The 22,994-nt window shown below is 56.4% G+C and carries 23 protein-coding genes and 1 pseudogene; 14 read left to right on the top strand and 10 right to left on the bottom strand.

The genetic code is table 11. The annotated features are described in order from the left end of the window. Window positions 1-94: 94 nt before the first annotated feature. The 3 genes from C4Q26_RS28325 to C4Q26_RS13080 all read left to right on the top strand — a co-directional run bounded on the left by C4Q26_RS28325 (window position 95) and on the right by C4Q26_RS13080 (window position 2,211). Window positions 95-307, top strand: coding sequence for a DUF4224 domain-containing protein (locus C4Q26_RS28325; RefSeq protein WP_054888470.1), 213 nt, complete (start codon window positions 95-97; stop codon window positions 305-307). Further along, window positions 304-1,479 (top strand): tyrosine recombinase XerC, encoded by a 1,176-nt coding sequence (gene xerC, locus C4Q26_RS13085; protein ID WP_104883151.1) that lies wholly within the window; start codon window positions 304-306, stop codon window positions 1,477-1,479. Before C4Q26_RS28325 ends, xerC begins: the two co-directional genes overlap by 4 nt. Window positions 1,480-1,887: 408 nt before the next feature. Next, the gene (locus C4Q26_RS13080) at window positions 1,888-2,211 is read left to right on the top strand and encodes a helix-turn-helix domain-containing protein (protein WP_104883150.1); all 324 of its coding nucleotides are present in this window, start codon (window positions 1,888-1,890) and stop codon (window positions 2,209-2,211) included. On the opposite strand, the gene C4Q26_RS13075 is transcribed toward C4Q26_RS13080, so the two are convergent. After that, window positions 2,208-2,558, bottom strand: coding sequence for a type II toxin-antitoxin system RelE/ParE family toxin (locus tag C4Q26_RS13075; protein ID WP_019096874.1), 351 nt, complete (start codon window positions 2,556-2,558; stop codon window positions 2,208-2,210). The two genes, C4Q26_RS13080 and C4Q26_RS13075, sit on opposite strands and share 4 nt — an antisense overlap. Before the next feature lie 125 nt (window positions 2,559-2,683). Between C4Q26_RS13075 and C4Q26_RS13070 the strand changes: the two are divergent. The 7 genes and pseudogenes from C4Q26_RS13070 to C4Q26_RS13035 form a co-directional block, all read left to right on the top strand. Further along, window positions 2,684-3,031: pseudogene (locus tag C4Q26_RS13070) on the top strand (tyrosine-type recombinase/integrase); the annotation flags it as partial. 930 nt (window positions 3,032-3,961) lie between these two features. Next, entirely contained in the window at window positions 3,962-4,942 is a 981-nt protein-coding gene (locus tag C4Q26_RS13060) for an integrase domain-containing protein (protein ID WP_104884042.1), read from the top strand. After that, a complete protein-coding gene (locus tag C4Q26_RS28320) occupies window positions 4,939-5,214 on the top strand; it encodes a hypothetical protein (RefSeq protein ID WP_104883148.1) in 276 nt (91 codons plus the stop codon). The genes C4Q26_RS13060 and C4Q26_RS28320 overlap by 4 nt, the downstream gene beginning before the upstream one ends. A gap of 313 nt (window positions 5,215-5,527) precedes the next feature. Then, a complete protein-coding gene (locus tag C4Q26_RS13050) occupies window positions 5,528-5,848 on the top strand; it encodes a DUF4031 domain-containing protein (RefSeq protein ID WP_371919595.1) in 321 nt (106 codons plus the stop codon). Window positions 5,849-5,873: 25 nt separating this feature from the next. Continuing rightward, window positions 5,874-6,827 (top strand): thymidylate synthase, encoded by a 954-nt coding sequence (locus C4Q26_RS13045; protein ID WP_158664889.1) that lies wholly within the window; start codon window positions 5,874-5,876, stop codon window positions 6,825-6,827. 1 nt (window position 6,828) lies between these two features. Then, on the top strand, window positions 6,829-7,677 hold the full coding sequence (locus C4Q26_RS13040) for a hypothetical protein (protein ID WP_218274790.1): 849 nt from the start codon (window positions 6,829-6,831) through the stop codon (window positions 7,675-7,677). Further along, window positions 7,664-8,599, top strand: coding sequence for a hypothetical protein (locus tag C4Q26_RS13035; protein WP_218274789.1), 936 nt, complete (start codon window positions 7,664-7,666; stop codon window positions 8,597-8,599). The genes C4Q26_RS13040 and C4Q26_RS13035 overlap by 14 nt, the downstream gene beginning before the upstream one ends. On the opposite strand, the gene C4Q26_RS13030 is transcribed toward C4Q26_RS13035, so the two are convergent. From C4Q26_RS13030 to C4Q26_RS13005, 6 genes are all read right to left on the bottom strand, one after another. Beyond that, the gene (locus tag C4Q26_RS13030; protein ID WP_158664888.1) at window positions 8,600-9,685 is read right to left on the bottom strand and encodes an ImmA/IrrE family metallo-endopeptidase; all 1,086 of its coding nucleotides are present in this window, start codon (window positions 9,683-9,685) and stop codon (window positions 8,600-8,602) included. It abuts the gene before it with no gap. Further along, window positions 9,678-10,016, bottom strand: a complete 339-nt coding sequence (locus C4Q26_RS13025; RefSeq protein ID WP_104883144.1) for a hypothetical protein — start codon at window positions 10,014-10,016, stop codon at window positions 9,678-9,680. The genes C4Q26_RS13030 and C4Q26_RS13025 overlap by 8 nt, the downstream gene beginning before the upstream one ends. Window positions 10,017-10,569: 553 nt before the next feature. Continuing rightward, a protein-coding gene (locus tag C4Q26_RS13020) for an IS5 family transposase (RefSeq protein WP_104881095.1) occupies window positions 10,570-11,426 on the bottom strand; the annotation gives its coding sequence in 2 pieces (ribosomal slippage) (window positions 10,570-11,088 and window positions 11,091-11,426; 855 coding nt in all). A 121-nt stretch (window positions 11,427-11,547) separates the two neighbouring features. Continuing rightward, window positions 11,548-11,847: a type II toxin-antitoxin system RelE/ParE family toxin gene (locus C4Q26_RS13015; protein WP_027907232.1), complete on the bottom strand. Its 300-nt coding sequence runs from the start codon at window positions 11,845-11,847 to the stop codon at window positions 11,548-11,550. Next, window positions 11,837-12,076 (bottom strand): type II toxin-antitoxin system RelB/DinJ family antitoxin, encoded by a 240-nt coding sequence (locus C4Q26_RS13010; RefSeq protein ID WP_023382870.1) that lies wholly within the window; start codon window positions 12,074-12,076, stop codon window positions 11,837-11,839. The genes C4Q26_RS13015 and C4Q26_RS13010 overlap by 11 nt, the downstream gene beginning before the upstream one ends. Before the next feature lie 339 nt (window positions 12,077-12,415). Beyond that, complete coding sequence (locus C4Q26_RS13005; RefSeq protein ID WP_371919594.1) at window positions 12,416-14,713, bottom strand: TonB-dependent siderophore receptor; 2,298 nt, start codon at window positions 14,711-14,713, stop codon at window positions 12,416-12,418. A gap of 138 nt (window positions 14,714-14,851) precedes the next feature. Here C4Q26_RS13005 and C4Q26_RS13000 point away from each other — a divergent pair, with 138 nt between their 5' ends. From C4Q26_RS13000 to C4Q26_RS12990, 3 genes are all read left to right on the top strand, one after another. Beyond that, a complete protein-coding gene (locus C4Q26_RS13000; RefSeq protein ID WP_023382872.1) occupies window positions 14,852-15,571 on the top strand; it encodes a response regulator in 720 nt (239 codons plus the stop codon). Further along, entirely contained in the window at window positions 15,564-16,940 is a 1,377-nt protein-coding gene (locus tag C4Q26_RS12995) for an ATP-binding protein (protein WP_023382873.1), read from the top strand. The genes C4Q26_RS13000 and C4Q26_RS12995 overlap by 8 nt, the downstream gene beginning before the upstream one ends. A 147-nt stretch (window positions 16,941-17,087) precedes the next feature. Continuing rightward, a complete protein-coding gene (locus C4Q26_RS12990) occupies window positions 17,088-18,758 on the top strand; it encodes an FMN-binding glutamate synthase family protein (protein WP_023382874.1) in 1,671 nt (556 codons plus the stop codon). Between the two features lie 28 nt (window positions 18,759-18,786). Here C4Q26_RS12990 and C4Q26_RS12985 read toward each other — a convergent pair whose 3' ends face one another. The 3 genes from C4Q26_RS12985 to aguA form a co-directional block, all read right to left on the bottom strand. Then, window positions 18,787-20,109, bottom strand: a complete 1,323-nt coding sequence (locus C4Q26_RS12985) for an OprD family porin (protein ID WP_023382875.1) — start codon at window positions 20,107-20,109, stop codon at window positions 18,787-18,789. 442 nt (window positions 20,110-20,551) lie between these two features. Continuing rightward, on the bottom strand, window positions 20,552-20,749 hold the full coding sequence (locus C4Q26_RS28315) for a hypothetical protein (protein WP_081669664.1): 198 nt from the start codon (window positions 20,747-20,749) through the stop codon (window positions 20,552-20,554). Between the two features lie 186 nt (window positions 20,750-20,935). After that, complete coding sequence (aguA, locus tag C4Q26_RS12975; protein ID WP_023382876.1) at window positions 20,936-22,042, bottom strand: agmatine deiminase; 1,107 nt, start codon at window positions 22,040-22,042, stop codon at window positions 20,936-20,938. Window positions 22,043-22,440: 398 nt separating this feature from the next. Here aguA and rfbC point away from each other — a divergent pair, with 398 nt between their 5' ends. Beyond that, window positions 22,441-22,986 (top strand): dTDP-4-dehydrorhamnose 3,5-epimerase, encoded by a 546-nt coding sequence (gene rfbC, locus C4Q26_RS12970; RefSeq protein WP_023382877.1) that lies wholly within the window; start codon window positions 22,441-22,443, stop codon window positions 22,984-22,986. The last annotated feature ends 8 nt before the right edge of the window (window positions 22,987-22,994 follow it).

The raw sequence follows: 22,994 nt of genomic DNA, 5'->3' as shown, positions 1-22,994 counted from the left end.
CATGTACGCCCCTAGGAAATCTGCCCACAATTTCTAATAACCACCCTGCCGGGAGTTCACGATAATCCCGGCAGGCGCTTCAGCGAGACACAGCATGGGGACAACCACCAGCGACGTTCTGAGTTTTGAGGACCTTCAGCGAATCACCGGCTACCAACGCCGATCGGACGTTGAGCGAACCTTGATCCAGCAGGGTATACGCATGTTTCGAGGCAAGTCCGGGCCCTGGACTACCATTGACCTTATCAACCGTGCCGGCGGCGTAAGCCCTGGCCACCCGGAGCGATACGACGCCGACATCCTATGAAGAAGGCCCGAAAGCGGAAGCATAATCCGCACATCCCAAGCCACATCGATCAAGCCGCGCTCCCCGCGGCTATTTACTTTGACCAGCGGGGATCGGGGATCTGGTACACCTCTCACCGTGACGAAAACGGCAAGCAGTGCCGGCGAAACGTTGCACCGGCAGACGCCACCTTGGCCGAGCTGCACCGTATCATGGACGAGTTCGGCAACACCGATCGCGATACCCTGCGCTACTTGTGCCAGCAGTTTCACGACAGCCCCAAGTTCAAAAATGAACTCTCGCCCCGCACCCAGGAAGATTACGTCTATTGCTGCAATGTCCTGGTGAACCAGGACACCAGGATGGGCAAGCCTTTGGGCGACTTGGCCGTGCGCCGATTTTCCCCCGCCCTGGTACAGCGGCTCGTAGACAAGATCGCCGCCGAGGGCACTCCGTCGAAAGCCGCTCATGTGCTGCGCTACCTGCGCCGCGTCCTGCAGTGGGGCCGGAACCGGGGCTATGTGGATAGCAATCCTGCCCAGGGCGTGGAAGCGCCGGCCGAACGTAAGCAGCGGCGCCTGCCATCCGTGGAGGTGATGGAAGATATGATCGATCGGGCCAAGGCGCTCGGCCGACTGCATCGCAATGAGCCAGGCAGTTGCCCGGCGTACCTGAGTATTGCGATGGAGCTGGCTTACCTGTGCCGGCTCCGTGGCATTGAGGTCGTCACCCTGACCGACGCGAACGAGCTGGAGGAAGGGGTTCAGACCAACCGCCGGAAAGGCAGCCGGGACAATATTGTCCGTTGGACTCCACGCCTTCGCGCTGTATGGGACGAGGCCAAGGCCTATCGGTTGCAGATCTGGACTGCTCGCAAGTTCCCCACTCCCCTGCGTCCTGAGCGGCGGCCGCTGATCGTCGGCAGCCAGGGCATGGCCCTGAGCAAGTCGGGGCTGGACACCGCCTGGCAACGTTTCATGACGAAGGCAGTTGAAGCGGGTGTGCTCCTTGAAGAGGAGCGTTATGGCTTGCACGATCTTAAACGTCGGGGCATCACCGACACCCCAGGCACTCGGGCGGAGAAGCAGCAGGCCAGCGGCCACCGCGACGAAGCCATGCTCGACATCTACGACCTCAGCCTGCCGCTTGTAGACCCTTCCGATACACCGAAACCACCTCGCCCCCTCGCGTAACAAGCCCTCATATCCCCCTGAAAACACTGGCGTTTCAGGCGTCTGCGCGTAACAAGGAAGCGCCCTAAGTCATTGATTTCCTTGTTGTGTGCAGGTGCCTTGTAATCAGTAGGTCCCGGGTTCGATTCCTGGTGCCGGCACCATACGCAGTACTCAAAAGGCTCACCGAAAGGTGGGCCTTTTTTGTTTTCGGTGTCGCAAATACCTTAACTCCAGCGCGATCGGTGTGGGAGCTGGCTTGCCTGCGATGGGCTGCGCAGCGGCCCGGCAATCCCTGTAAAGCAAATTTTCTGGGCAACAATGCAGCTCAAAAAACAGACACGCCTTCAAACAGAAACGCTTTGACTCTCCAATCGAGCCCCGCTACGATTTATCTTAAATTTTAGATAATTCAACTGAGGCAAGCCAATGGCGCTTCAATTCCACGAGAGCCCTTTCCACGTCACCCACGATGCGGAAACTGCCAGCAAGATGGCCTTGAAGATGGACCTGTCGATCTTTATCACAGACTGCATCAAGAAAATGGGCCTCAAGCAGCACGAGGCCGCAGCCAGGCTCAACGTGGCACAGTCACGGGTGTCCGAGCTGGCCAATGGCAAGATCGAGAAATTCACGCTGGACGCCATGATGGATATGCTCGACAAGCTCGGCTTTCGCACCAGCCTTGTCTTGCCCTCGAACGAAGCTGGCGCCCTTCCCCAGATTGTCATCTCGCAAGCGCAAGGCAGCTAAACCCTGTACCCCATTTTTCTCAGCTCCAGCTTCAGCTCCTTCAACCGGTCTTCAGCGACTTGCATCGCATGCCGGTCAGAGCGGTTGGTCGTTTTCACGAACGAATGCAGCACAACGACCATATCTGCGTACTTGGCTACGTACACGCATCTGAATGCCGGGCTGCCATTGATGATGAGCTCAATCGCCCCCGCGCCCACCGAGTCAGTCAGTGACTTGATCGGCCGCTCAGGATCCTGCCCGTACTGAATGCGCCGCAGGTCCTTGCCAAAGTCGTCCTGCACATCCTGTGGCAGGTCCTTGTACTCACGCTCAGCTGCAGCACTCACAAACGCAAACTTTCTCACAGCGGTATCCAGACAAGATCACCAGAGATGTGGAGGCATGGATGCCAAAGGCTAGGGAATGTAGCGCAGTTGCATACGCCTGACGGGTGCAAAAATGTTTCTGGATTTCGCCCGTTGGACCGTGAAAACCGATGTCCGAGAACACGGTGAATGCCGCGCTCAGGACGATGGGCTATGACACCAAGGTGGATGTCTGCGGGCACGGGTTCCGAGCCATGGCGTGCAGTGCGCTGGTCGAGTCCGGGCTGTGGTCGGAAACGACTATCGAGCGGCAGATGAGCCACAAGGAACGCAACAACGTGCGGGCTGCTTATACCCACAAGGCCGAGTTCCTCGAAGAGCGCCGGATGATCATGACCTGGTGGAGCCGGTTTCTGGAGGCGAACCGCGAGGACCATGTGACGCCGCATGAGTTTGCCAAGCAGACGGGCGAGAACGTCACGCACCTGCGCAGTGCCAAGAGGCCCGAGTAACCCGCCGCACCGCCACCTCAAACTCGCTGTGAAGTTACCCACAGCACCCCATGAAGCTCCTCCGCGCGGGTCCTTTCAAACGGGGCTGCAAAGCCGCCCCGCTTGAAAGGACCATACCTAAGAAAAAAACTGCTGGCACAGCTTACGTCTGTGGAAAACCACTGATGTCCACCGAGGGATAGTTTTATCCACAGGCGCTAAATCCCTGAAATCGCTTTGCTTGACGAATATTGTCCACAGGCGTAGACCGGGAGTTGCAAGCGCTGTCGATGACAGCACCCTAGGTGACCCGAACCTTAAAGGTCACGCCGCTCCCGCGGTGGTTCTCCCCAAGGGCGATTCGCATCCGGCAGCTCGCCCGGTCACTACCCATGTGATGGATGCTCTTACACACATAGCGCTCGTGCGCCAGATACACCGTACCTCGCTGCCCTGCAGCAACCTATCCGCTTGGCCGAATGTTGCGCCAACCTGCGCCCGTCTCTTTCTTCTGGAAAGAGACGGGCACTTCTACCACTGCTGCAGCCCTGATCGCACATGGCTTTGCGGCATTCCCCCTCGTGACAATCGGCGTGACAAACGCCGATGCCACTAGCAACAGCGCTGTAGATGATGGTGCCGCAGACCAAGGAATGGACTGCACCTGACTGACAGTCAGGCATGCCCCGGTCATCGCATTGCTGCTTGCACACGGCTCAGGATCTCGCGGCACTGGTCTCGTCAGCCAATGCAGCCTCCACCCGCCCACCGGTAACGGTGCTCAGGAGGCCAGATCATGAGATGCCCTTGCTCCCGGTCGTAAGGAGCCGCCAGTCCCGCGTAGAGGACACTCCCCACAGGTCGCAGGGGCCTTGATCCCTGATAACACTCAGCATTCTTGGCGGGATGACGTGGGGCGAGGATCGGAGAACGGCAGATGAGGTGATCGACATGGCATTGGTGGGTAGACGCGATGGCCGTAATTTCGGCTACGGCAGACAATTGAGCTACGCAGGTCCGCAGGCGCTGAAAGATATGTTCGACGGAGGCCACTACGGCACGGTCAAGGCACACTGTGATCGGTGGCGGGCATTCGTCAAATGGTGCCGCTCCGAACAAGGGCCAGGTATCAACGATGCGCGGCAGATTGATCGGAAGGTACTGGCGGACTATGCGGCGTATCTGCACGACGTGGTTAGGCGCGGTGACCTCGCCATCAGTACCGCACAAAACCGACTATCCAGCGTTAACAGAACCATGGCGGCGCTTCGCGGTGATCAGTGCGTGAAATTGCCAAGTCCAAGCAAGGCATTGGGTATGCAGCGCACCGGGGTTCGACACTCGGTGCCTCAGGGCCAAGACCGCGAACAGGTTAAGCAGATTGTCGATGCACTTTGCATTCGTGATCATCTGCGGGCCGCCGCGATCGTTCTGTTGGCGCGAGCCACCGGCATGCGCTTACGTGAGGCCATCCTGGCAGACCTGCCACGGCTGAGCCATGAGGCTAAAGAGCTAGGCAGAATTAACATTCAAGATGGCACCAAAGGCGGCCGCGCCGGAGCCTCGGCCCCCCGTTGGATTGCGATTGACGACCATGTTCGAGGTGCTCTTGGATTCGCACGACAGGTTTTGCCTACGGGTAGCCGCAACCTGATTGCGCCACACGAGAGCTACCTAAATTTTCTGCAGGAAACCATCCGCCCTGCGCGGGACATCCTGCATACATACAATCTGAAAGGCTTCCATGAACTACGAGCAGCGTACGCATGTGAGCGCTATGAACAAATCACCCAAAATCGCGCGCCTATCAACGGCGGCCAATGTTGCCATGTAGATAGGAATCTTGACCATGAGGCCCGGTGGCAAATTAGCTATGAACTGGGGCATGGTCGGATGGAGGTGATCGCGGCCTACATTGGAGGTCGGGCATGAGTAGGCCATTCGATATGGAGTTGTTCCTGGCTGGAGTGCTGACCGGCTCACACGCAACTCGACAACGTCATGTGAGACAGGCAAAAATCATCCAAGCAGAAATCGCAAAGCGCTGGCATCGAGAAACGCCTTGGGCATGGCAGAGAAAACACTTGACCTGGTTCCTTAATCGTCGCTTGAACAGGCAAAGTTTGGCTACGCGATACTACTACTTGCTGACTATACGGTTGTTAAATCATCGGCTAGGCAAAACATGGGTAATTGATCTCTGAACGACATTCTGACTGTGATGACCCAAAGCTGTCACAGCGTAAACACGACTGAAACCAGTCCAAAACTGAAGTGAAAACTGGGTAAGGCTCGTTAACTCTCAGGAGACCTGGCAGCTTCTTGCGGCAGTAGAGATGTGCGTCGGGCTGGCGTTTAACCTAGTACTGGCTTTTCTGCCGATGAATCGCATGAACCTATGAATTTACCATGCCTTGACTATTCCTCCCTCTACTCGACCATGCTAAAGTCCTACGACCCCCAAACCAAGGACGGCAGAATGATTATTTTTCCATCAATAATTCCTATAGCACGCACATGTCGCGGGCATGCTCTATGACTATTTACGTTGACAATGTCAAAGTTAAATGGGCTGGCAGTGAATGGTGTCATCTAGTCGCTGATACACTAGAGGAACTGCACAATTTCGCGTCACTGATAGGCCTTCGTCGACAATGGTTTCAAAGCTCCGCATCATATCCGCACTACGACATAAAGCTTGCGGTACGCGAAAGAGCAATTCAGCTCGGAGCAGTTCCAGGCACAAGAAAGCAGATTATAGAATGTGCCAAAAAACTAAAAGTGGAATACCAAAAAAGAAGCACAAATGAAACTCCACAATTGAATTTTTTGTTTTAAGCACAAGTCCTGATTGGAGCTACGAGTGTTTATACAAGGCGATACCGTTGATGACCTATTAAAGAAGATATTCAAAAAAATTCTGGACGATGGTACGGAAGTGCATCCCACGAAAGGCAAAACTAAGGAGTTATCCGGTGTTTTGCTGAAACTGACGGATCCGCTAGGTAGGTTAAGCCGCACCGAGGGTAAAGGAACTATCTTCAGCTGCTTAGGTGAGCTTCTATGGTACTTATCAGGATCTAACAAACTAGATCAAATTCAGTATTATATACAAAACTATTGTAAGTACTCGGATGACGGCAAAACCATATTTGGAGCTTATGGTCCAAAATTATTTGGTGTTGATGGTCAAATTCCATCGATCATCCTAGCCTTACAGCGGCAAAGCTCAACCCGGAAAGCAGTTGTCCAGTTGTTTTCTAGCTCAGACATCAAAGCGCAGCACAAAGATATACCTTGTACCTGTACACTTCAATTTATGGTTAGAGACGGAAAACTCAGTCTTTATACATCCATGCGTTCAAATGATGCATTCAAAGGTCTTCCCCACGATATCTTCGCGTTCACGATGCTTCAAGAATTGGTCGCGCGCAGACTCGAGCTTCCCATGGGAGAATACGGACACTACGCCACAAGCCTACATATATACATGGAAGACCTCGCTAAGATTCAAGGTTTCCAAAATGAAGGCTGGCAAGAAAAGGTTAGCATGCCGCCGATGCCTAATGGCGATCAGACGAGCAATGTCCTACGGCTACTTAAGCATGAAAGAGAACTGCGACTGAGCAATACAAGAATCTCTGGCAAACATACAGATGTCTATTGGAGAGACTTATCTCTTCTGCTTGAAGCGTTTAATCTTGTAAAACATAAAAAAATCACAGAGCTTAAAAATATAGAGCAATCTATAACGAACTTAGAACTACAAAGGTTTGTCACGAAAAAAATCATGTTAATCCAGGGAAATGGAGCATAAATTGCCTGAACACATTGATTTAAACTCGCTCCCTGAGACTCAGCTTAGCATATTGCAAAAAATGACAAGCCTCATTTCGGATCAACTACTCGACAAATTTGATGTGATTAAATGGGCTGCTCCAATTCCGTATTTTGGAGACCCTTGCAAGACAACTATTGCCACAGTCGGTTTAAATCCGAGCGACCGAGAATTCGTATCATCTGAGGGCAAAGAGCTCACCGAATCCGCACGTAGATTCCACACGCTAAATTCTTTTCAGTTGGCTAACTGGAATGAATTGAGCCTGCCTCAGCTAGAAGCTATACATACCTCTTGCACAGAGTATTTTTCCAGAAATCCTTATGATGCTTGGTTCAAGCCGTTAGACCTTTTGCTGAAAGGGACTAATGATTCATTTTATAGCTCATTATTCCATGCCTGCCATTTGGATCTCATCCCGTATGCAACAAGCGTGAAATGGGCATTTTTGAAACCTTGGCAACGTGAATCTTTGCTATCTATATCTGCAGGCTTCCTCGGTCAAGTTCTAAAATATTCGCCAATCAAAATACTAGTATTAAACGGCAAGACTGTAGTTGAAAATTTCGAAAAGGCTACTGACGTCACCTTCATCAAAAAAACTAAAGATGAATGGAGCTTACCGAGAAAAAATGGAAATCATATCAAAGGATATAGCTATGAAGGTAAAATTTCACGAATAGGAAGTAATGAGCTAGGAAGAGAGATCTACATATTAGGATATAATCACAACATCCAAAGCAGCTACGGCGTAACATCTACGGTACGAACTTCTATTCAAGAATGGATCACGAAAAAGACTAAGGAGATTCTAATTGCCAAACCCTAGATTACCTGTCAAGCAGTCATTGAGTACCAAACTCGATCAGGCTTTGAATAATGGTTTACAGCTACCCGGAATCCGTGCAATAGAAAACAAAACTGCGCTTGTGGAGCAGTTGGTAGAAAGTATTCGTCGAGTAGACTATGTAAGTGCGATTGCCTCAAGGAATATCAGCGCTAACCGCATTGATCCTGACAGTAATTACTTTGATCCAATCCGTGCTGCAGTCTTAAATGCGCAGGTTGGAAATTTTGAAGAGGCAAGTTGGCTAGTTTTCTTGGCAACACATTTCGGGAAAGCTAGTCGAACGGGTTGGCTCTTAACCAAAGACGTGTACGGAGCTCTCGGCGCAGGGTTCAACTGGACATGGCCATTGGTCAGCACCCAACCTTTGGACATGAGCCAATGGATTGCCAATAATCAGGCAGAATTAAGGAGTGGTGGCCGGAAATTTGGGAATCACCGAAAGTACGAGACTCTCGATCCATCCAAGTCAAACTCGACGGGGGAAGTTATTGAGAGCTACGTGAATTGGGTTATGCAGCATGGCTCCCATACGAACCTATTTACTAACGCGCTGGCTCAATCTGGTGGAGACCCTAGAGTTGCGTTTGGCATTCTCTATAAAACCATGGGGGCTGTAAAGCGGTTCGGTCGAACAGGAAAGTTTGATTACCTTACCATGATCGCTAAGGTAGGTATTTCAACAATCGTCGCAGACTCGACCTATATGGCGGAAGCAACTGGCCCCCTCAGAGGAGCACGCCTACTTTTTGGCGGAGCAACATCGGCAAATATTTCTGCGGCAGAGTTGGAGCAAAAAATTCAGCAGTTGGACGCAGTACTAGGCGTCGGCATGCAGGTTCTCGAAGACGCTCTGTGCAACTGGCAAAAATCCCCAGGAAATTTTGTAAAATTCAGGGGTTAGTCAAATTGAGGACCACGAATATCGGACCTTCAACTTGTTCATATAGTTTACTTTCAATATACCTTCATACTGCATTTGCCCCACAACAATACCAGGAGCAACACCTATAGACTTAGCAAACTTAATTATACTTCTATAGTTTGAAGCATGAGCTCTCATATTTCTCCTAAATTCCATAGGAATGAGTTTGAGAGCTGCAAACTCATTAGCCTCTTCTTCCTCTTTCGTGCATTCGAATTCTTCACCATCCACAAAAGTTGATGTCTGCCCATGGAGCACAAGATGCCCAATTTCATGAAACAATGAAAACCAAAAATGATCATCCGACAAATATCGGAAACTTAGCATAATAAGCGCTTTATCTGAAGAAACGAATTTAGCCAAACCACTAGCCGGACACCCATCGGGGGCTCGAGAGATAACCAATGCAACACCACAAGCTTTTAAAATATCTTGAAGCTTAGGGATAAATGACGAAGGCTCTGAAATATGCGTGAGGGCTAAAATTTCACTAAGGCTATTTAGAAGCTTATTTTCATCCCACGGGTCACATGAAATTTTTAGAGCCCTGAGCTCGCCAAATCTAACCCATGCAGCAGTTGCACCTACTTTCTTATCGAATGACTTGCTTGTTCTAAACCTTACGTTTTTAGTAAATTCCGAGCTTACATCCTTCCATGCACTAATGTCAGGAATACCGAAATAATCAAGGCAGTCGATTACCTTTTTTGACTTGCTTTCCGAGTCTGAAATCCACCCAAAATCCTGCATGCTTTTTATGGGTAACTCTTCAAGCCAGTTATCTTCCGTCTTGCTTGTCTTTCTAATTATCCGTGATATATCTTCACGATACTGCTGTTCTCGAGCAATCCAGAAATCAGCATCAGGGCCAATAGCTCCAGCTAATTTATGAGCCAAACTCTCACTTATAATATAATTGCCATCCAACAAGGCATTTACAGCGACCAAGTCATACCCTATGTCTCTTGCCAGGCACTCTGGACTAATATCAAGATCAGAGATAATGTCCAAAATTGTTTCGCCAGGAGGTGAAATCCAGGTTGGCTGAAACATAGAGTTATTCATCATTGTCTTTTCCAATCTTCAACAATTTTACATCCGTAACTGAGCCCCAGTTTACATTACCAGTGGCTAAGATTGGGACTTGCTGATGAGCGGCACTGAATAGAAGATGATGATTTTGATGAAGCTTCACCACCACTAGCCCAGGCGGTACAGCATCAATTTCGGCAGGTCTTCCGACGGGGAGATAGAGGATATTTGAGGCAGCGCGGATGTCCGCAAGCCGTTTGAAGAGACTCAGCGCCACCGTTTTTGGTAACTCCCGCAGAGCGATCACTTCGCTTGTGCAAAGGTCCCGGAGCTCCTCCGTCTCAAACGCCAATTTCAACGCCATTCTGTCCGATTCGTCCGTGATGTGGAGGCAGCAGTGGCATAATGATACCTCTTCGCCGTAAGAAAACACACGGTCTGTCACGTGTCAGCGCAAAAAGGATTTGTGCGCGTCAAACGTTCATCGCTTGTGGGATGAGTGGACCCATCGCAAGCGTTGGAACCCAGCACTGCAGCCATCATCTCGTCCCGATGGATCGCAGAATCCTTGGCTCATACTCCAAAGATATAGCAACCCACGTAATGCGCCAGGCAAGGATTTGATTTTTAATCCGCCTCATGCACTCCATTTGCCTGAGGCGGCCTACCCAGCAACAGGACAACGAACCGTGGCTCGTCATTTTGGCGATGTATTAGGGTAGCTTTAGGGATAGAAGCTAGTGAACCTAAAAGAAATATCCTTTAAATACATATATTTACGAGAAATTTCGACTCCTGGTGCCGCACCATTCAAGGTTCCATAGAAAGCTTTCAAAATCTCTGGAACCCCCGAAAAACCCGCCTTCTGGCGGGTTTTTTCGTTTTGGCGTTCCGTCGGATTCCGAGGGTAGCCAGCGCTAGGCGCTGTCTGAAAAAAGCCGTCGCATACACCGCATGACACAAGCCAGCGAGACCATTGCGGCATAACTTTTTGCGAGCTTGTCGAAGCGCGTGACGATTCGGCGGTTCTCTTTTAGCCAGCCGAACATGCGTTCGATGATGTTGCGCTGTCGATATTTTGGGCGGTCAAATAGTCTTGGCAAGCCGGGTTTGGGCTTGTGTTTCATTGAGCGCAGCGGAATGACCGGCTGCATCCGATATCGATCGCAGTAACGGCGCAAGGCCTCGGCGTCGTAGCCTTTGTCAGCCAGCAACCATTTGCATCGTTTGCGTGGACGACCACGCTGGTTTGTCGGGATGCTGACATCATCAAGTAACGGCTGGGCATAGCTGATGTCGCTGGCTTGGCCGCCAGAGAGAAGGAAGCGCAACGGTATCCCGTTGGCATCGCAGAGCATATGAATTTGGGTTGTCAGTCCGCCGCGACTGCGGCCTAGAGCGTGATCGGTAGGCTCGTCAGGCCCCCTTTTTTCCGCGCTCCAGATGAAGCACGGGTTGCTCGAACAGCGGTCGAATCGATCATCCAGGTGTGGGGATCGATCCAGCCTTTGTCATTGAGTCTGAGGTGCAATCGTCTGAGCATCTGATCGAATGTTCCGCGGTTTCGCCAGACCCGGAAGCGGTGATAGACCGTCGCCCAAGACCCGAAGCGCTCGGGCATATCTCGCCAGGCTGCTCCTGAGCACAGCACCCAGAGCACACCATCGAGCATCAAGCGATCACTGCTGCGGGGCCTGCCCCTGACGTGGGCTGCCGTAAAGAGATCGGCGACCACTGCCCACGCCTCATCCGAGAGTTCATAACGCTTTGCCATCACAGAATTCCTTTCCGCAGATGGCCGGCGACTGTACAGAACCCCGGCTGTTCCGGGAGCCACATTTCAGTTTCTTGGGATTTCAGACAGAGCCTAAAACTGCCCTTTAACGGTTTTTTCGTTATGACGTTTTACCTACCACTCGCTCTGCCGCCTCAAGATAAGCCTGTTCCCGCTCGCGCTTATCCACAGCTACCACAAAAACTACAACCTCTTGTTCGATCACCTGGTAGACCAATCGGTAGCCGCTACTGCGCAGCTTGATCTTGTAGCAGTCCGGCAAGCTATGCAGCCGGTTCGCCTCAACCCTCGGATTGAGCAAAACCGAGGCGAGTTTTTTCTTGAGTTGCTGCCGGACCGTATCCCCCAGCTTTTGCCATTCCTTTAGCGCTCGCGCATCGAACTCAAGGCTATAGGTCATCCAGCGAAACCCTCACTCGCTGAGGGTCGGCAAGGCGCTCGCGAACGATCGCTAGCAGCGCCTCATCTTCATCAGTCATGAGCACAGGCTTAAAAGGCAACTGCCCGCGCTCGGCGACGTACTGCAAGGCTTGGCGCATGAGCTCGGAGGGCGTAACACCCAACCGCTCAAGCTCACGATAGGCTCGGATTTTGAGATCGTCGTCGATACGAACATTGATGGATGCCATGATGGCTAGCTCACCGTAATGACAATAGTCTTTACAGTGGCGCAATTCTGGGCAGCAGACAAGTGGCTTATGAGCACAGACCGACGAAGGACAAGGCCGTTACACGCCGATTCGATTCCGAATACCCTGCCCTCACAGCGTTAAACCGTTCGTCTGGTACCGGCACCATTCAAGGTTCCATAGAAAGCTTTCAAAATCTCTGGAACCCCCGAAAAACCCGTCTTCTGGCGGGTTTGTTCGTTTTGGCGTTCCGTCACCTGAATCCGCCCCGCAAAAAGCGCACTCCACCGATGCGACGCGCTGGTATCACCAAAGGGCTGCAACGCAGCCCTCGCCTGATCAGAACGCCGTACTCACCGTCACCGCCATATTCCGCGGATCCCCGTAGATCGCCCCCGCATAGAACCCGTACTGCGTGTAGTAATGCTTATCGAACAAGTTATCGACGTTGAAGCTCACCGTGGTGTCGTCAGTCAGCTGGTACTTGGCCATGGCATTCCAAATCGCATATCCGGACCAGTTCACGTCAGTAGCCCCTCCACTCACACCGTTCAACGGCTGCCCAGCCGGGCTTGAGATTGCGCGGATGTTGGTTTGTGCCTTGACGCCTGCGCCGAGGGTCAAGCGGTCGAGCGGGCCGCTCAGGCGGTAGGTGGTCGATGCCTTGAACAGGTGCGACGGGTCACTTCTGCCGTCGCTGTCGACGCGGCGGAAATGCAGGTAGGTGTAGCCGGCATAGACGTTCCAGTTCGGTGTCAGGGCGCCAGCGATTTCGAGGTCGATACCGTCGGTTTCCTGGCCGGTGCCGGCCTTGTAGGCGTCGCCGCCGGTTGGCGTGGTCAGGCCGTCGTCTAGCACGGCCTTGTTCTGCTGCTTGGTGCGGAAATACGCCGCCGATGCGTTCAAGCGGCCATCCAGCCACTCACCCTTGATACCGGTTTCGTAGCTCTGGCCGCGAATCGGCTCGACCTTGGTGCCGCTGGCCGTTTCGGCAGTCTGGGGGTTGAAGATGTCGGTGTAGCTGGCGTACAGCGAGTAGGTGTCGTCGAGGTCATAGACCGCCCCCAGGTAGGGCGTGACAATGCCGTGGTTCTGCTGGTTGCTGCGCACGCCGCTGACGTTGCGGGTGGTGGCCGAATAATCAGTGCTGCGCACGCCGACGATCACCGACAGGGGGTCGGTGATGCTCAGGCGGGTGGCGGCGTACAGGCCTTGCAGGCGGGTGGTGGTCTTGGTGTGGCGGCCGGTGCGGGAGGCGATCATGTCGTAGTCGCTGTCAACGCCGTTGTGCCAGTCGGTCACCGGGAAGCCGTTGTTGGCGCGGAACTGGCAGCCCACCGATGGCGCGCTGATGCGGTCGTCGCTGACCATGGTGCAGCTGTATTCCGGCGACCAGGCCACGGTGCGGCTGTCGTTGTAACCGACCATGGCCTGGTGGGTGCGGCCGAACAGCTGGAACGGGCCCGAGAGGTCGATCTGGGCGGATTGCTGGGTGGTGTCGCTGGTGCTGTGCAGGCCGTTGAGCACGGCGCCGCTGCCGTCCTGGTCCCAGTAGCCGCCGTAGCGGCCGCGCCCCGCCGAGTTGACCTTGGCCAAGCCTCGGTGGTTGAGCACTTCGGCAGTGCTCTGGGCGGCCTTGAGGTCCAGTGTCCAGTCGTTGTCGAAATGGTGCTCCAACGAGCCGAATGCCGTGCGGGTGGTGTACTCGCCAAAGCTCCAGCTCGGGACCAGGTTGGTGCTGCGCGGCAGGTCGGTCTTGCTGCCGTCGCGATACCAGATGGGGATGTTCGCGCCCCATCCGCCGCCGACCACTTTGTTGTACTCGTACTGGTAACCGGCACCGAGGGTGGTGGCGTCGTCCAGGTCGAACTCGAAGTTGGCCAGGGCAGCGCGGGAGCGCTCGGACTGGTTGTCGCGGAATGAGTTGGCGTCCTGCTGGGTCATCACGAAGCGCGAGCGCAGGCGGCCATCTTCGGACAACGGCAGGTTCAGGTCGGCGCCCAGGCGGCGTTTGTCCCAACTGCCATAGGTGGCGTATGCACTGCCACCGAAGGTGCGGGTCGGGGCCTTGCGGATCAGGTTGACGGTGGCCGACGGGTCGCCGGTGCCGCCGAGCAGGCCGTTGGCGCCGCGCACGATGTCGATGCGTTCGTACAGGTCCATGTTCAGCGCATTGCCGCCGCCGCTGAAGTCGGAACCGCCCTGGAACTGCAGTCCATCGACCTTCCAGTTGCTGATCGAGTAACCCCGGGCACGAAAGTCGGTGCGACCACCGACCTCGGACTTGGTGGCGCTCACGCCTGGCGTGGTGTCCAGCGCCTGTTCGAGGGTATGGATGTCGCGGTCGTCCATCTGCTGGCGGGTGATGGTAGTGACCGATTGCGGGGTCTGGCGTGGGGTCAGATTCAGGCCGGTGGAGCTTCGGGTGCTCTCGACCGTGTAACCCAGCTGGCCAGCCTCGTCGGCCGGGACCAGGGCGCTGTCCTCGATTTGCGTGGCCTCCAGCTCCAGCGGTTGGCTGTCGGCAGCCATGGCACCGCCGCTCAAGGCGACGGCAATGAAGAAGGCAAGCGGGTGAAGGTGGTTAACGCCTCGGTGGATGGGTGAGACGTCGGGCATGATGCGCTGATGATTCATTTGGGAAGGCTTCGTATTCGCAGTTGATTTTTTGTTACGATTCTAGGCATCCGCCCTTCGGGCTCCATGTCCGGCTTGTACGGGCATGTAATCGAACGTAACGAGCGCTGCCGACCTTCCGCCAACAGGTGTTTTTCGATGAGCACAACCTTGCTTGTCGTCGATGATGACGACGAGATCCGCGAACTTCTTTGCGAGTATTTGACCGAAGCCGGCTATAGCGTGCTGGCAGCAGCCCATGGCGACGAGATGCGCGCGCAGTTGGCGCGGCACAAGGTCGACCTGGTGGTACTCGACCTGATGCTGCCTGGCGAAGACGGCCTGAGCCTGTGCCGTCAGTTGCAGGCAACGCCCGGCCTGGCGGTGATCATGCTGTCGGCCAAGGGCAGCACCCTGGACCGCATCATCGGCCTTGAGGTGGGTGCCGACGATTACCTGGCCAAGCCCTTCGAACCGCGCGAATTGACCGCTCGCATCAAGGCGGTGCTGCGCCGTCCCCAGCGCCTGGAGGCGGCCACCGACGCGCCGGTGGCCGAAACACAACACTTCGCGGGTTTTGCCATCGACCATATCAAGCGCCTGCTCACCCGCCCGGACGGGGAGTCGCTGACCCTGCCGCGCTCGGACCACCGTGTCCTGCGCGAGCTGCTGGACGCCAACAGCCGCGTGGTGTCCCGCGACCAACTGACCCGCAGCGCGTTCGGTCGCGACCACCACCCCGACGACCGCTCGGTGGATATGTGCATCAGTCGCCTGCGCCAGCAGTTGCGCCGCGCCCCCGAAGGCGACGTGCAGATTCTGACCATTCGCAACGAAGGCTATCTGTTGAACATCGCCCGCGCGGGGGCGGATGCCTGAGGTGCCTTGGCTGCGCCGACTGTGGCCGCGTACGTTGTTTGGCCAGCTGCTGCTGATCATGGTCAGTGGCACGCTGGTGATCCAGCTGATGTCGAGCAGCATCTGGTTCGATGTGCGTTTCGCTCAGGTGCTGGAAGCGCCAGTGCGGTTGCTCGCCGCCCGCAGCGCGCCGCTGATCGCCCAGGCGGACTGCCCGGTCGGCCAACTGCAGGCGCCGACGCATTACCGCTTGCGCTGCGTCGAGGCCTTGCCGGGGGCGAAACAGGACGAGCGCCGGGGGCGACGGCGAGTCGAGCTGCTACTGCGCCAGGCGTTGGAATACGAGCTGGGCAAGGCTCAGGATGTGCGCCTGTTGAACGTGCAACTGACCGATGAACTGGGCCAACCGATCGTCTGGCGCAGCCTGTTCGGCCTGCGTACGGCGCAGGCGCATATCCAGTTCGCGGTTCCCTTGGCCGACGGCCATTGGCTGACCATCGACGGCCAGGAGCTGCAAGGCTGGAGCGGTGAATCGGCTTGGCTGCTGATCAGTGACTACCTGCTGCGGGTATACGCCTTGCGGATCGTTGCGGTGCTGCTGGTCTGCCTGGTCGCGGTGCGCCTTTGCCTGCGCCCACTAAGGCGGTTGGCCGATGCTGCACGTGGGTTGGGCAGCAACCTGGAACAACCGCCGCTGGCCCTGGACGGGCCCCAAGAAGTGCGCCAGGCAGCGCAGGCATTCAATGCCATGCAGCAGCGCCTGATTGCCATGGTCAACGACAAGGCTCATTTTCTGGCCGCCGTATCCCACGACTTGCGCACGCCGCTGACGCGCATGCGGCTGCGATTGGAACGCCTGCAAGACGCCGAACAGCGTGAACGCCTGCGGCAGAACATCACCCAGATGGACAACATGATCGGCCAGGTGCTCGATTACCTGCGCGCTGGCGAGCAACAGAACCTGCAGCCAGTCGACCTCGACCGCTTGGTGGCCCGGTTATGCGCCGACCTGGCCAGCGCCGACGAGCCACTGCCGGTACAGGGCAAGGTGGGCAATGTGGAGGTCGATGCCTTGCTGTTGCAGCGCTGCCTGCAAAACCTGCTGGTCAATGCCCTGCGTTATGCCAAAGCGGTGTCGGTGACGCTGGAACGTGCTACCACGCATGTGCTCATCCACATCGACGACCGCGGGCCGGGTATCGCACCGGGGCTGCTGGCGACCATCGTTGACCCGTTCGTGCGGGGTGAAGGTTCGCGCAACCAGGCCTCGGGTGGCTACGGGCTGGGATTGAGCATCGCCCAGCGGATCGCTGCCAGCCATGGTGGCGAGCTGAGGTTGATGAACCGCGAGGGCGGTGGCTTGCGGGTCAGCGTTCTACTGCCGGGGTAGGGCCGGATTGGCCAACGGTTTGCCCCCATGAGGCCAAAAGCGCCCGCACAACCCATCATCGCGTAACAGTGTTTTACCGATTCTCCAGGTTTTCCCAACTGTCGCTTTGCCTATCCTAGGCCCGGTCATCCTGTCAGCGATGGATCCATGAAACACTCTCTTCCCAGCCGTTACGCCTGCCTGGCGACCTGCCTGATCTTCACCTTCGCCAGCCTCCCGTACCTTGGCCAACATGACTGGCTCTGGCCCGTCACGGTCATCACCGCGCTGCTCAGTCTGATCGGCCTCAACGACCTGCGCCAAAGCCATCACGCGGTGCGGCGCAACTACCCGATCCTGGGCAACATTCGCTACTTGATCGAAACCATCCGCCCGGAAATCCGCCAGTACCTGATCGAGGGCGATGACGACAAGCTGCCCTTCTCCCGTTCGCAGCGCTCGCTGGTGTACGCCCGGGCCAAGAACGAGAGCGCCGAGAAGGCATTCGGCACCCTCAACGATGCCTACAAGCCTGGCTTCGAGTTCATCAGCCACTCCATGGTGCCGGTGGCCACGCCTGACCCGGCGTCGTTCCGCATCGCCATCGGTGGTCCGCAGTGCCGGCTGCCGTATTCGGCGTCGATCTTCAACATCTCGGCCATGAGTTTCGGCGCACTCAGCGCCAACGCCATCGCCGCCCTCAACCAGGGCGCACGCATGGGGCGTTTCGCCCATGACACCGGCGAGGGCAGCATCAGCCCCTACCACCGCGAACACGGTGGCGACCTGATTTGGGAGATCGGCAGCGGCTACTTCGGTTGCCGGACCGAGGAGGGTCGCTTCGACCCCAAACGCTTCGCCGAGCAGGCGCGCTCGCCCCAGGTGAAGATGATCGAGGTCAAGCTCAGCCAAGGCGCCAAGCCTGGCCACGGCGGCATCCTGCCAGGGCACAAGGTCAGCCCGGAGATTGCCGCCACCCGTGGCGTGCGCGTTGGCGAAGACTGCATCTCACCCGCCGCCCACAGCGCCTTCCGCACGCCGGTGGAACTGCTCAAGTTCATCGCTAGCCTGCGTGAGTTGTCAGGGGGCAAACCCGTGGGGTTCAAGTTCTGCCTGGGCCACCCGTGGGAGTTCATGGCCATCGCCAAGGCCATGCTGGCCACCGGCATCACGCCTGATTTCATCGTCGTCGACGGCAAGGAAGGCGGCACCGGCGCGGCGCCACGCGAATTCAGCGACAACATGGGCGTGCCCATGCGTGAAGGCCTGATGTTCGTGCACAACACCCTGGTGGGCCTGAACCTGCGCAGCAGTATCCGCATCGGTGCCGCCGGCAAGATCGTCAGCGCCTTCGATATCGCCAGCGTGCTGGCCATCGGTGCCGATTGGGTCAACTCGGCGCGTGGCTTCATGTTCGCCATTGGCTGCATCCAGTCGCAAAGCTGCCATACCAACAAATGCCCGACCGGCGTCGCGACCCAGGACCCACTGCGTCAACGCGCCCTGGTGGTGCCGGACAAGGCCGAGCGCGTCGCCAGCTTCCACCGCAACACCTTGCACGCGCTGGCCGAGATGCTGGCCGCGGCGGGCCTGGAACACCCGTCGGAGCTCAAGCCCAAGCACCTGGCGCGGCGCATCAGCACCAGCGAAATCAGCCTGTTCTCGGACTTGCATCAGTTCCTCAAGCCAGGCGAATTGCTCAGTGGCTCGATCGAAAGTGAGTTCTACGCGCGGATGTGGCGCATGGCCCGCAGCGACAGCTTCGCGCCAGATACCGGTGAGGCCCTGGTGGCGCCAGCGGTGGCTGCGGTACGCCGAAACGAAACAGCCCCGGCATAGGCCGGGGCTGCTGGTGACGCGATCAGGATCAGAAGATGCTGATCGGGTACTCGACGAACACACGAACTTCGTTGCCGTCGTCCATGTAGTTGCCGTTCTGCTGGACAGCGTTGTTGGTACGCACGAACGAGCTACGCAGCTTGATCGACAGGTCCTTGGCCGGACCGTCTTGAACGACGTAACGGATCTGGTTGAAGATCTCGCGCTCTTTACCTTCACCGAAGCCTTGCGGGGCGCCGACCTTGCGGGTGTTGATGTTGTCACCCACGACGTAGGCCACTTTGTAGGTCAGACCCGGAATGCCGAAGGCACCGAAGTCCAGGCCATAGCCCAGCTGCCAGGAACGCTCGTCCTCGGCGTTGAAGTCGGACCAGTAGGAGTTGGCCAGGTAGATGGTCGAACCACCGTCACCCACGCCACCTTCGTTCTGGTACCAACCGTAGTTGTAGCCAGTGCTGCCGGTGCTGCGCTGGTGCGCAAGGGTGAAGGAGTGCGGGCCGTAGGCGTAGGTCGCAGCCAGGCTCCAGATGGTGTTGGAGTCGCCGTTAAGACCAGCGGACTGCACATACTTCTTGTCGATGTCCGACTTGTAGCCGTTGAAGTCCAGGGTCAGGGACTGGTCATTGGCGATCGGGAAGACGTAGTTCAGGCCCAGGTAGTGCTTCTTCATCACGTCTTCGTTGTCTGCGGTGTACAACGAAGCGGTGAAGTTATCGGTGAACTTGTAGCTACCGCCGAAGACGTTGATCGACTTCAGGCCGCCACCGTCACGACGCTCGGCACTCTTGCGCGCTTCCTGGGTGAAGCGGCCGGCGTTCAGCTCCAGGCCTTCGATCTCCTTGGAGGTGATCAGGGTGCCGGTGAAGCTTTCTGGCAGCAGACGTGCGTCGTCGTATTGCAGCACTGGCAGGGTTGGCATCTGGTCACCGTACTTGAGCACGGTGTTGGAGATGCGGAACTTCACGGCAGCGCCCGCACGGGCCAGATCATGCGGCGAGCTGGCATTGTCATCGGCGTTCTTGGTGTTGTGCGGTTTGAAGAAGTCGACGCCGGCACCGCCATTGTGACCTTTGCCGCCATCCAGACGCACGGCGTACAGGCCGAATGCGTCGACGCCGACACCAACGGTGCCTTGGGTGAAGCCAGAGGAGAAGTTGGCGATGAACGCTTGGCCCCATTCGATCTGGTCATCGGTACCGTGCTTCTTGTCACGGTTGATGTAAGCGTTACGCAGGAGAACGTTTGCGTGGCTGTCTTCGATGAAGCCCTTGCTTTCGGCCTGCTCGTTGGCCTGGGCCTGGGTCGCGGCGATCATCGCCAGCGCGACCAGGCTGATCCTGGTTTTCAACATGTTGTTTTCCTTATTTCTTAATCAAAAACGCTCTGCAATATGACGCCAGGAACCAACGCCCCTTCGTAGGTTCGACGCTTTGCGGATCCAAACTGAAAAGCCCGCCAATGGTCGGGTGGCGGGCCTTGTGCAGCAGCATGGCCATAGGTGGCCAGCAGGCGTTGGCCGAATCGTAGCCGCGTGCGATTACAAATGTCAAAAACTCGTGAAATGCAGGTTGATATAACCAAAATCACCCTAAGGTCTGGTGCATTTCAATGCAGGTGCCCGGTCAAGACAGACAATTTATCTCTGGCCGAGGAAAAATCGACCGGCCGAAGTGGACACTACCCACAGCGCTTGTTGAACAAGCCGAGGGGGAGCAGATACGCAAAAAGCGCACCCCAAAAAAAACGCCACCGCAAGTGCGGTGGCGTTCATTTGTTGACAGGTCAACCCCTGATCAATGCCATACGGCCAGCAGCGCTTCTAGCTCTGCATCGCTGATCAGCCCTTGGGGGTATCGCCCGTCCAGCAGGCGGCGAGGGTCGGTCGTCCTGACCCGTTTGCATCCATGGTGTTTCAACCACTGCGCCAGAATTTGGAGCGATTGGTGATCCACTGCCGATGGGGGCAATGCCGACTCACTTGCTGCATTCATCTTTCCACGTACTCCCTGGGCCCCGTGAGCGGCAAATTTACGTTGGTATTGTTACAGAACGGCACTTCCCGTCTGCTGGGTCTAAGCCCATGAAAAACAATACAAAACATATGCCATGTGGCCTGCCGAACATCTGCCGGAAACAAAAGGCCCGTCAATTGACGGGCCTTTTGTGGGAGTTGCGTATCAGCGCTTGACCGGTGCCGGTTGCTGTTGAGTCAGGCAGTGGATGTTGCCTCCGCCCAGCAGCAGTTCACGCCCCGGAATCATGACCACCTCGTGGTCCGGGAAGACCTTGGCCAGAATCGCTCTAGCCTGCGCATCTGCTGGGTCGTCGAAGCTTGGAGCAATGATGCCGCCGTTGACGATCAGGAAGTTCACATACGACCCTGCCAGGCGGACCGAGGGGTCGCGCTCCTGGCTACCCGCGACATGGTCGACGCCGTCACATTCTTCCTGGGTGGCGAACAGTGGGCCCGGAATCGGCATCTTGTGCACCACAAACTCGCGCCCTTTGGCGTCGCGGCTATTTTTTAGCACCTCATAGGCCGCGTGGCAGCGTGCATAGTTGGGATCGTTGGAATCATCGGTCCAGGCCAGTAACACTTCGCCTGGGCTGACGTAACAGCAGAAGTTGTCGACATGGCCGTCGGTTTCGTCGTTGTACAGTCCATCGGGAAGCCAGATGATGGTCTCGACCGACAGGTGCTCGCGCAGGATGTCTTCGATCTGCTCGCGGTTCAGGTGCGGGTTACGGTTACGGTTGAGCAGGCATTCCTCGGTGGTGATCAGGGTGCCTTCACCATCCACGTGAATCGAACCGCCCTCAAGCACGAAACCCTCGGTGTGGTAACGCTGGCAACGTTCCATTTCCAGGACCTTGGCCGCCAGCTCTTCATCGCGGTTCCACGGCGCGTACAGGCCCCCGTCGAAACCACCCCAGGCATTGAAGCCCCAGTCCACACCGCGCACTTCGCCATGGTCGTTGATGACGAAAGTCGGGCCGGTGTCGCGCACCCAGGCATCATCGTTGCTGATCTCAACCACACGGATGTTCGGCAGGTCGAGCTGACGACGGGCGTTCTCGTACTGGCCCGCGGAAACCGCCACGGTAACAGGCTCGAAGCGCGCGATGGCCTTGGCCAGGGTCACATGGGCGGCCTGCGCCGGCTTGCCACCCAGGCGCCAGTTGTCCGGACGCTCCGGCCAGACCATCCAGACCTGGCTCTGCGGCGCCCACTCGGCTGGCATGTGGAAGCCGTCGGCGCGGGGTGTCGAGTTAAGGGTTTTCATGGTTAACCTCTTGTAGAGCCCGGCGTGCTGGCCAGGGGTTGCGCTGTTCAGTTGTCTGCCAATTTAACCGATAAATATCGGCTTTAGAAGCCACAAGACCAACAGTTTAAGCATAAGAGAACGGAATCACGCCGATAACAATCGACTTAAATGTGTAACACAGCCACATTAAACCTGTCAGCAAAGCGGCCCCGCACCGCAAGCACTGAAGATGAAACCTCTTTCACATTTCACTTATCTCGCCCGCAAAATCGCCGATAAACAAGCGTTGAAGATGAAATGATGAGCGTGACCGCAAGCGCTGCCATGCTGGCAATCTAGGCTGCAAGAGGCCAGGGTGGCTAAATTGAACAGGGACTGACACGGTCGAATCAGAGCTCAGGGGGCCAGTTATCGCCATGAACATCATTGCCACCGACATCCCTGATGTGCTGATCATCGAACCCAAGGTCTTCGGCGACAGCCGCGGCTTTTTCTTCGAGAGTTTCAACGCCCGCGACTTCGCCAGGCAAACAGGTTTCACTTCGCCCTTCGTCCAGGACAACCACTCACGCTCTCGACGCGGTGTGCTGCGCGGGCTGCACTACCAGATCGACAACCCCCAGGGGAAATTGGTTCGGGTAACGCATGGCGAAGTGCTGGATGTGGCCGTGGACATTCGGCGCAGCTCGCCCACCTTCGGGCGTTGGGTGGCTACCCGACTGAGCGCCGATGGCCACCGCCAGTTCTGGATTCCCCCTGGGTTTGCCCATGGCTTCCAGGTGCTGAGCGAGTCGGCGGACTTCCTGTACAAGACCACCGATTACTACAACCCCGCCGCCGAACGTTGCATCCGCTGGGACGACCTTGAGCTTGCCATCGAGTGGGACAAGAAGTACCCGCCCATCCTTTCTGCCAAGGACCAGGCAGGCGCCCCGTTGAGCGAAGCGGATTTGTTCCCCTGAGTCGCGTG

The organism is Pseudomonas sp. SWI44, assembly GCF_002947915.1.
GTDB classification, from domain to species: domain Bacteria; phylum Pseudomonadota; class Gammaproteobacteria; order Pseudomonadales; family Pseudomonadaceae; genus Aquipseudomonas; species Aquipseudomonas taiwanensis.
Note: the sequence above shows the minus strand (reverse complement) of the source record. Positions and strands in the feature narration are given on the sequence as shown.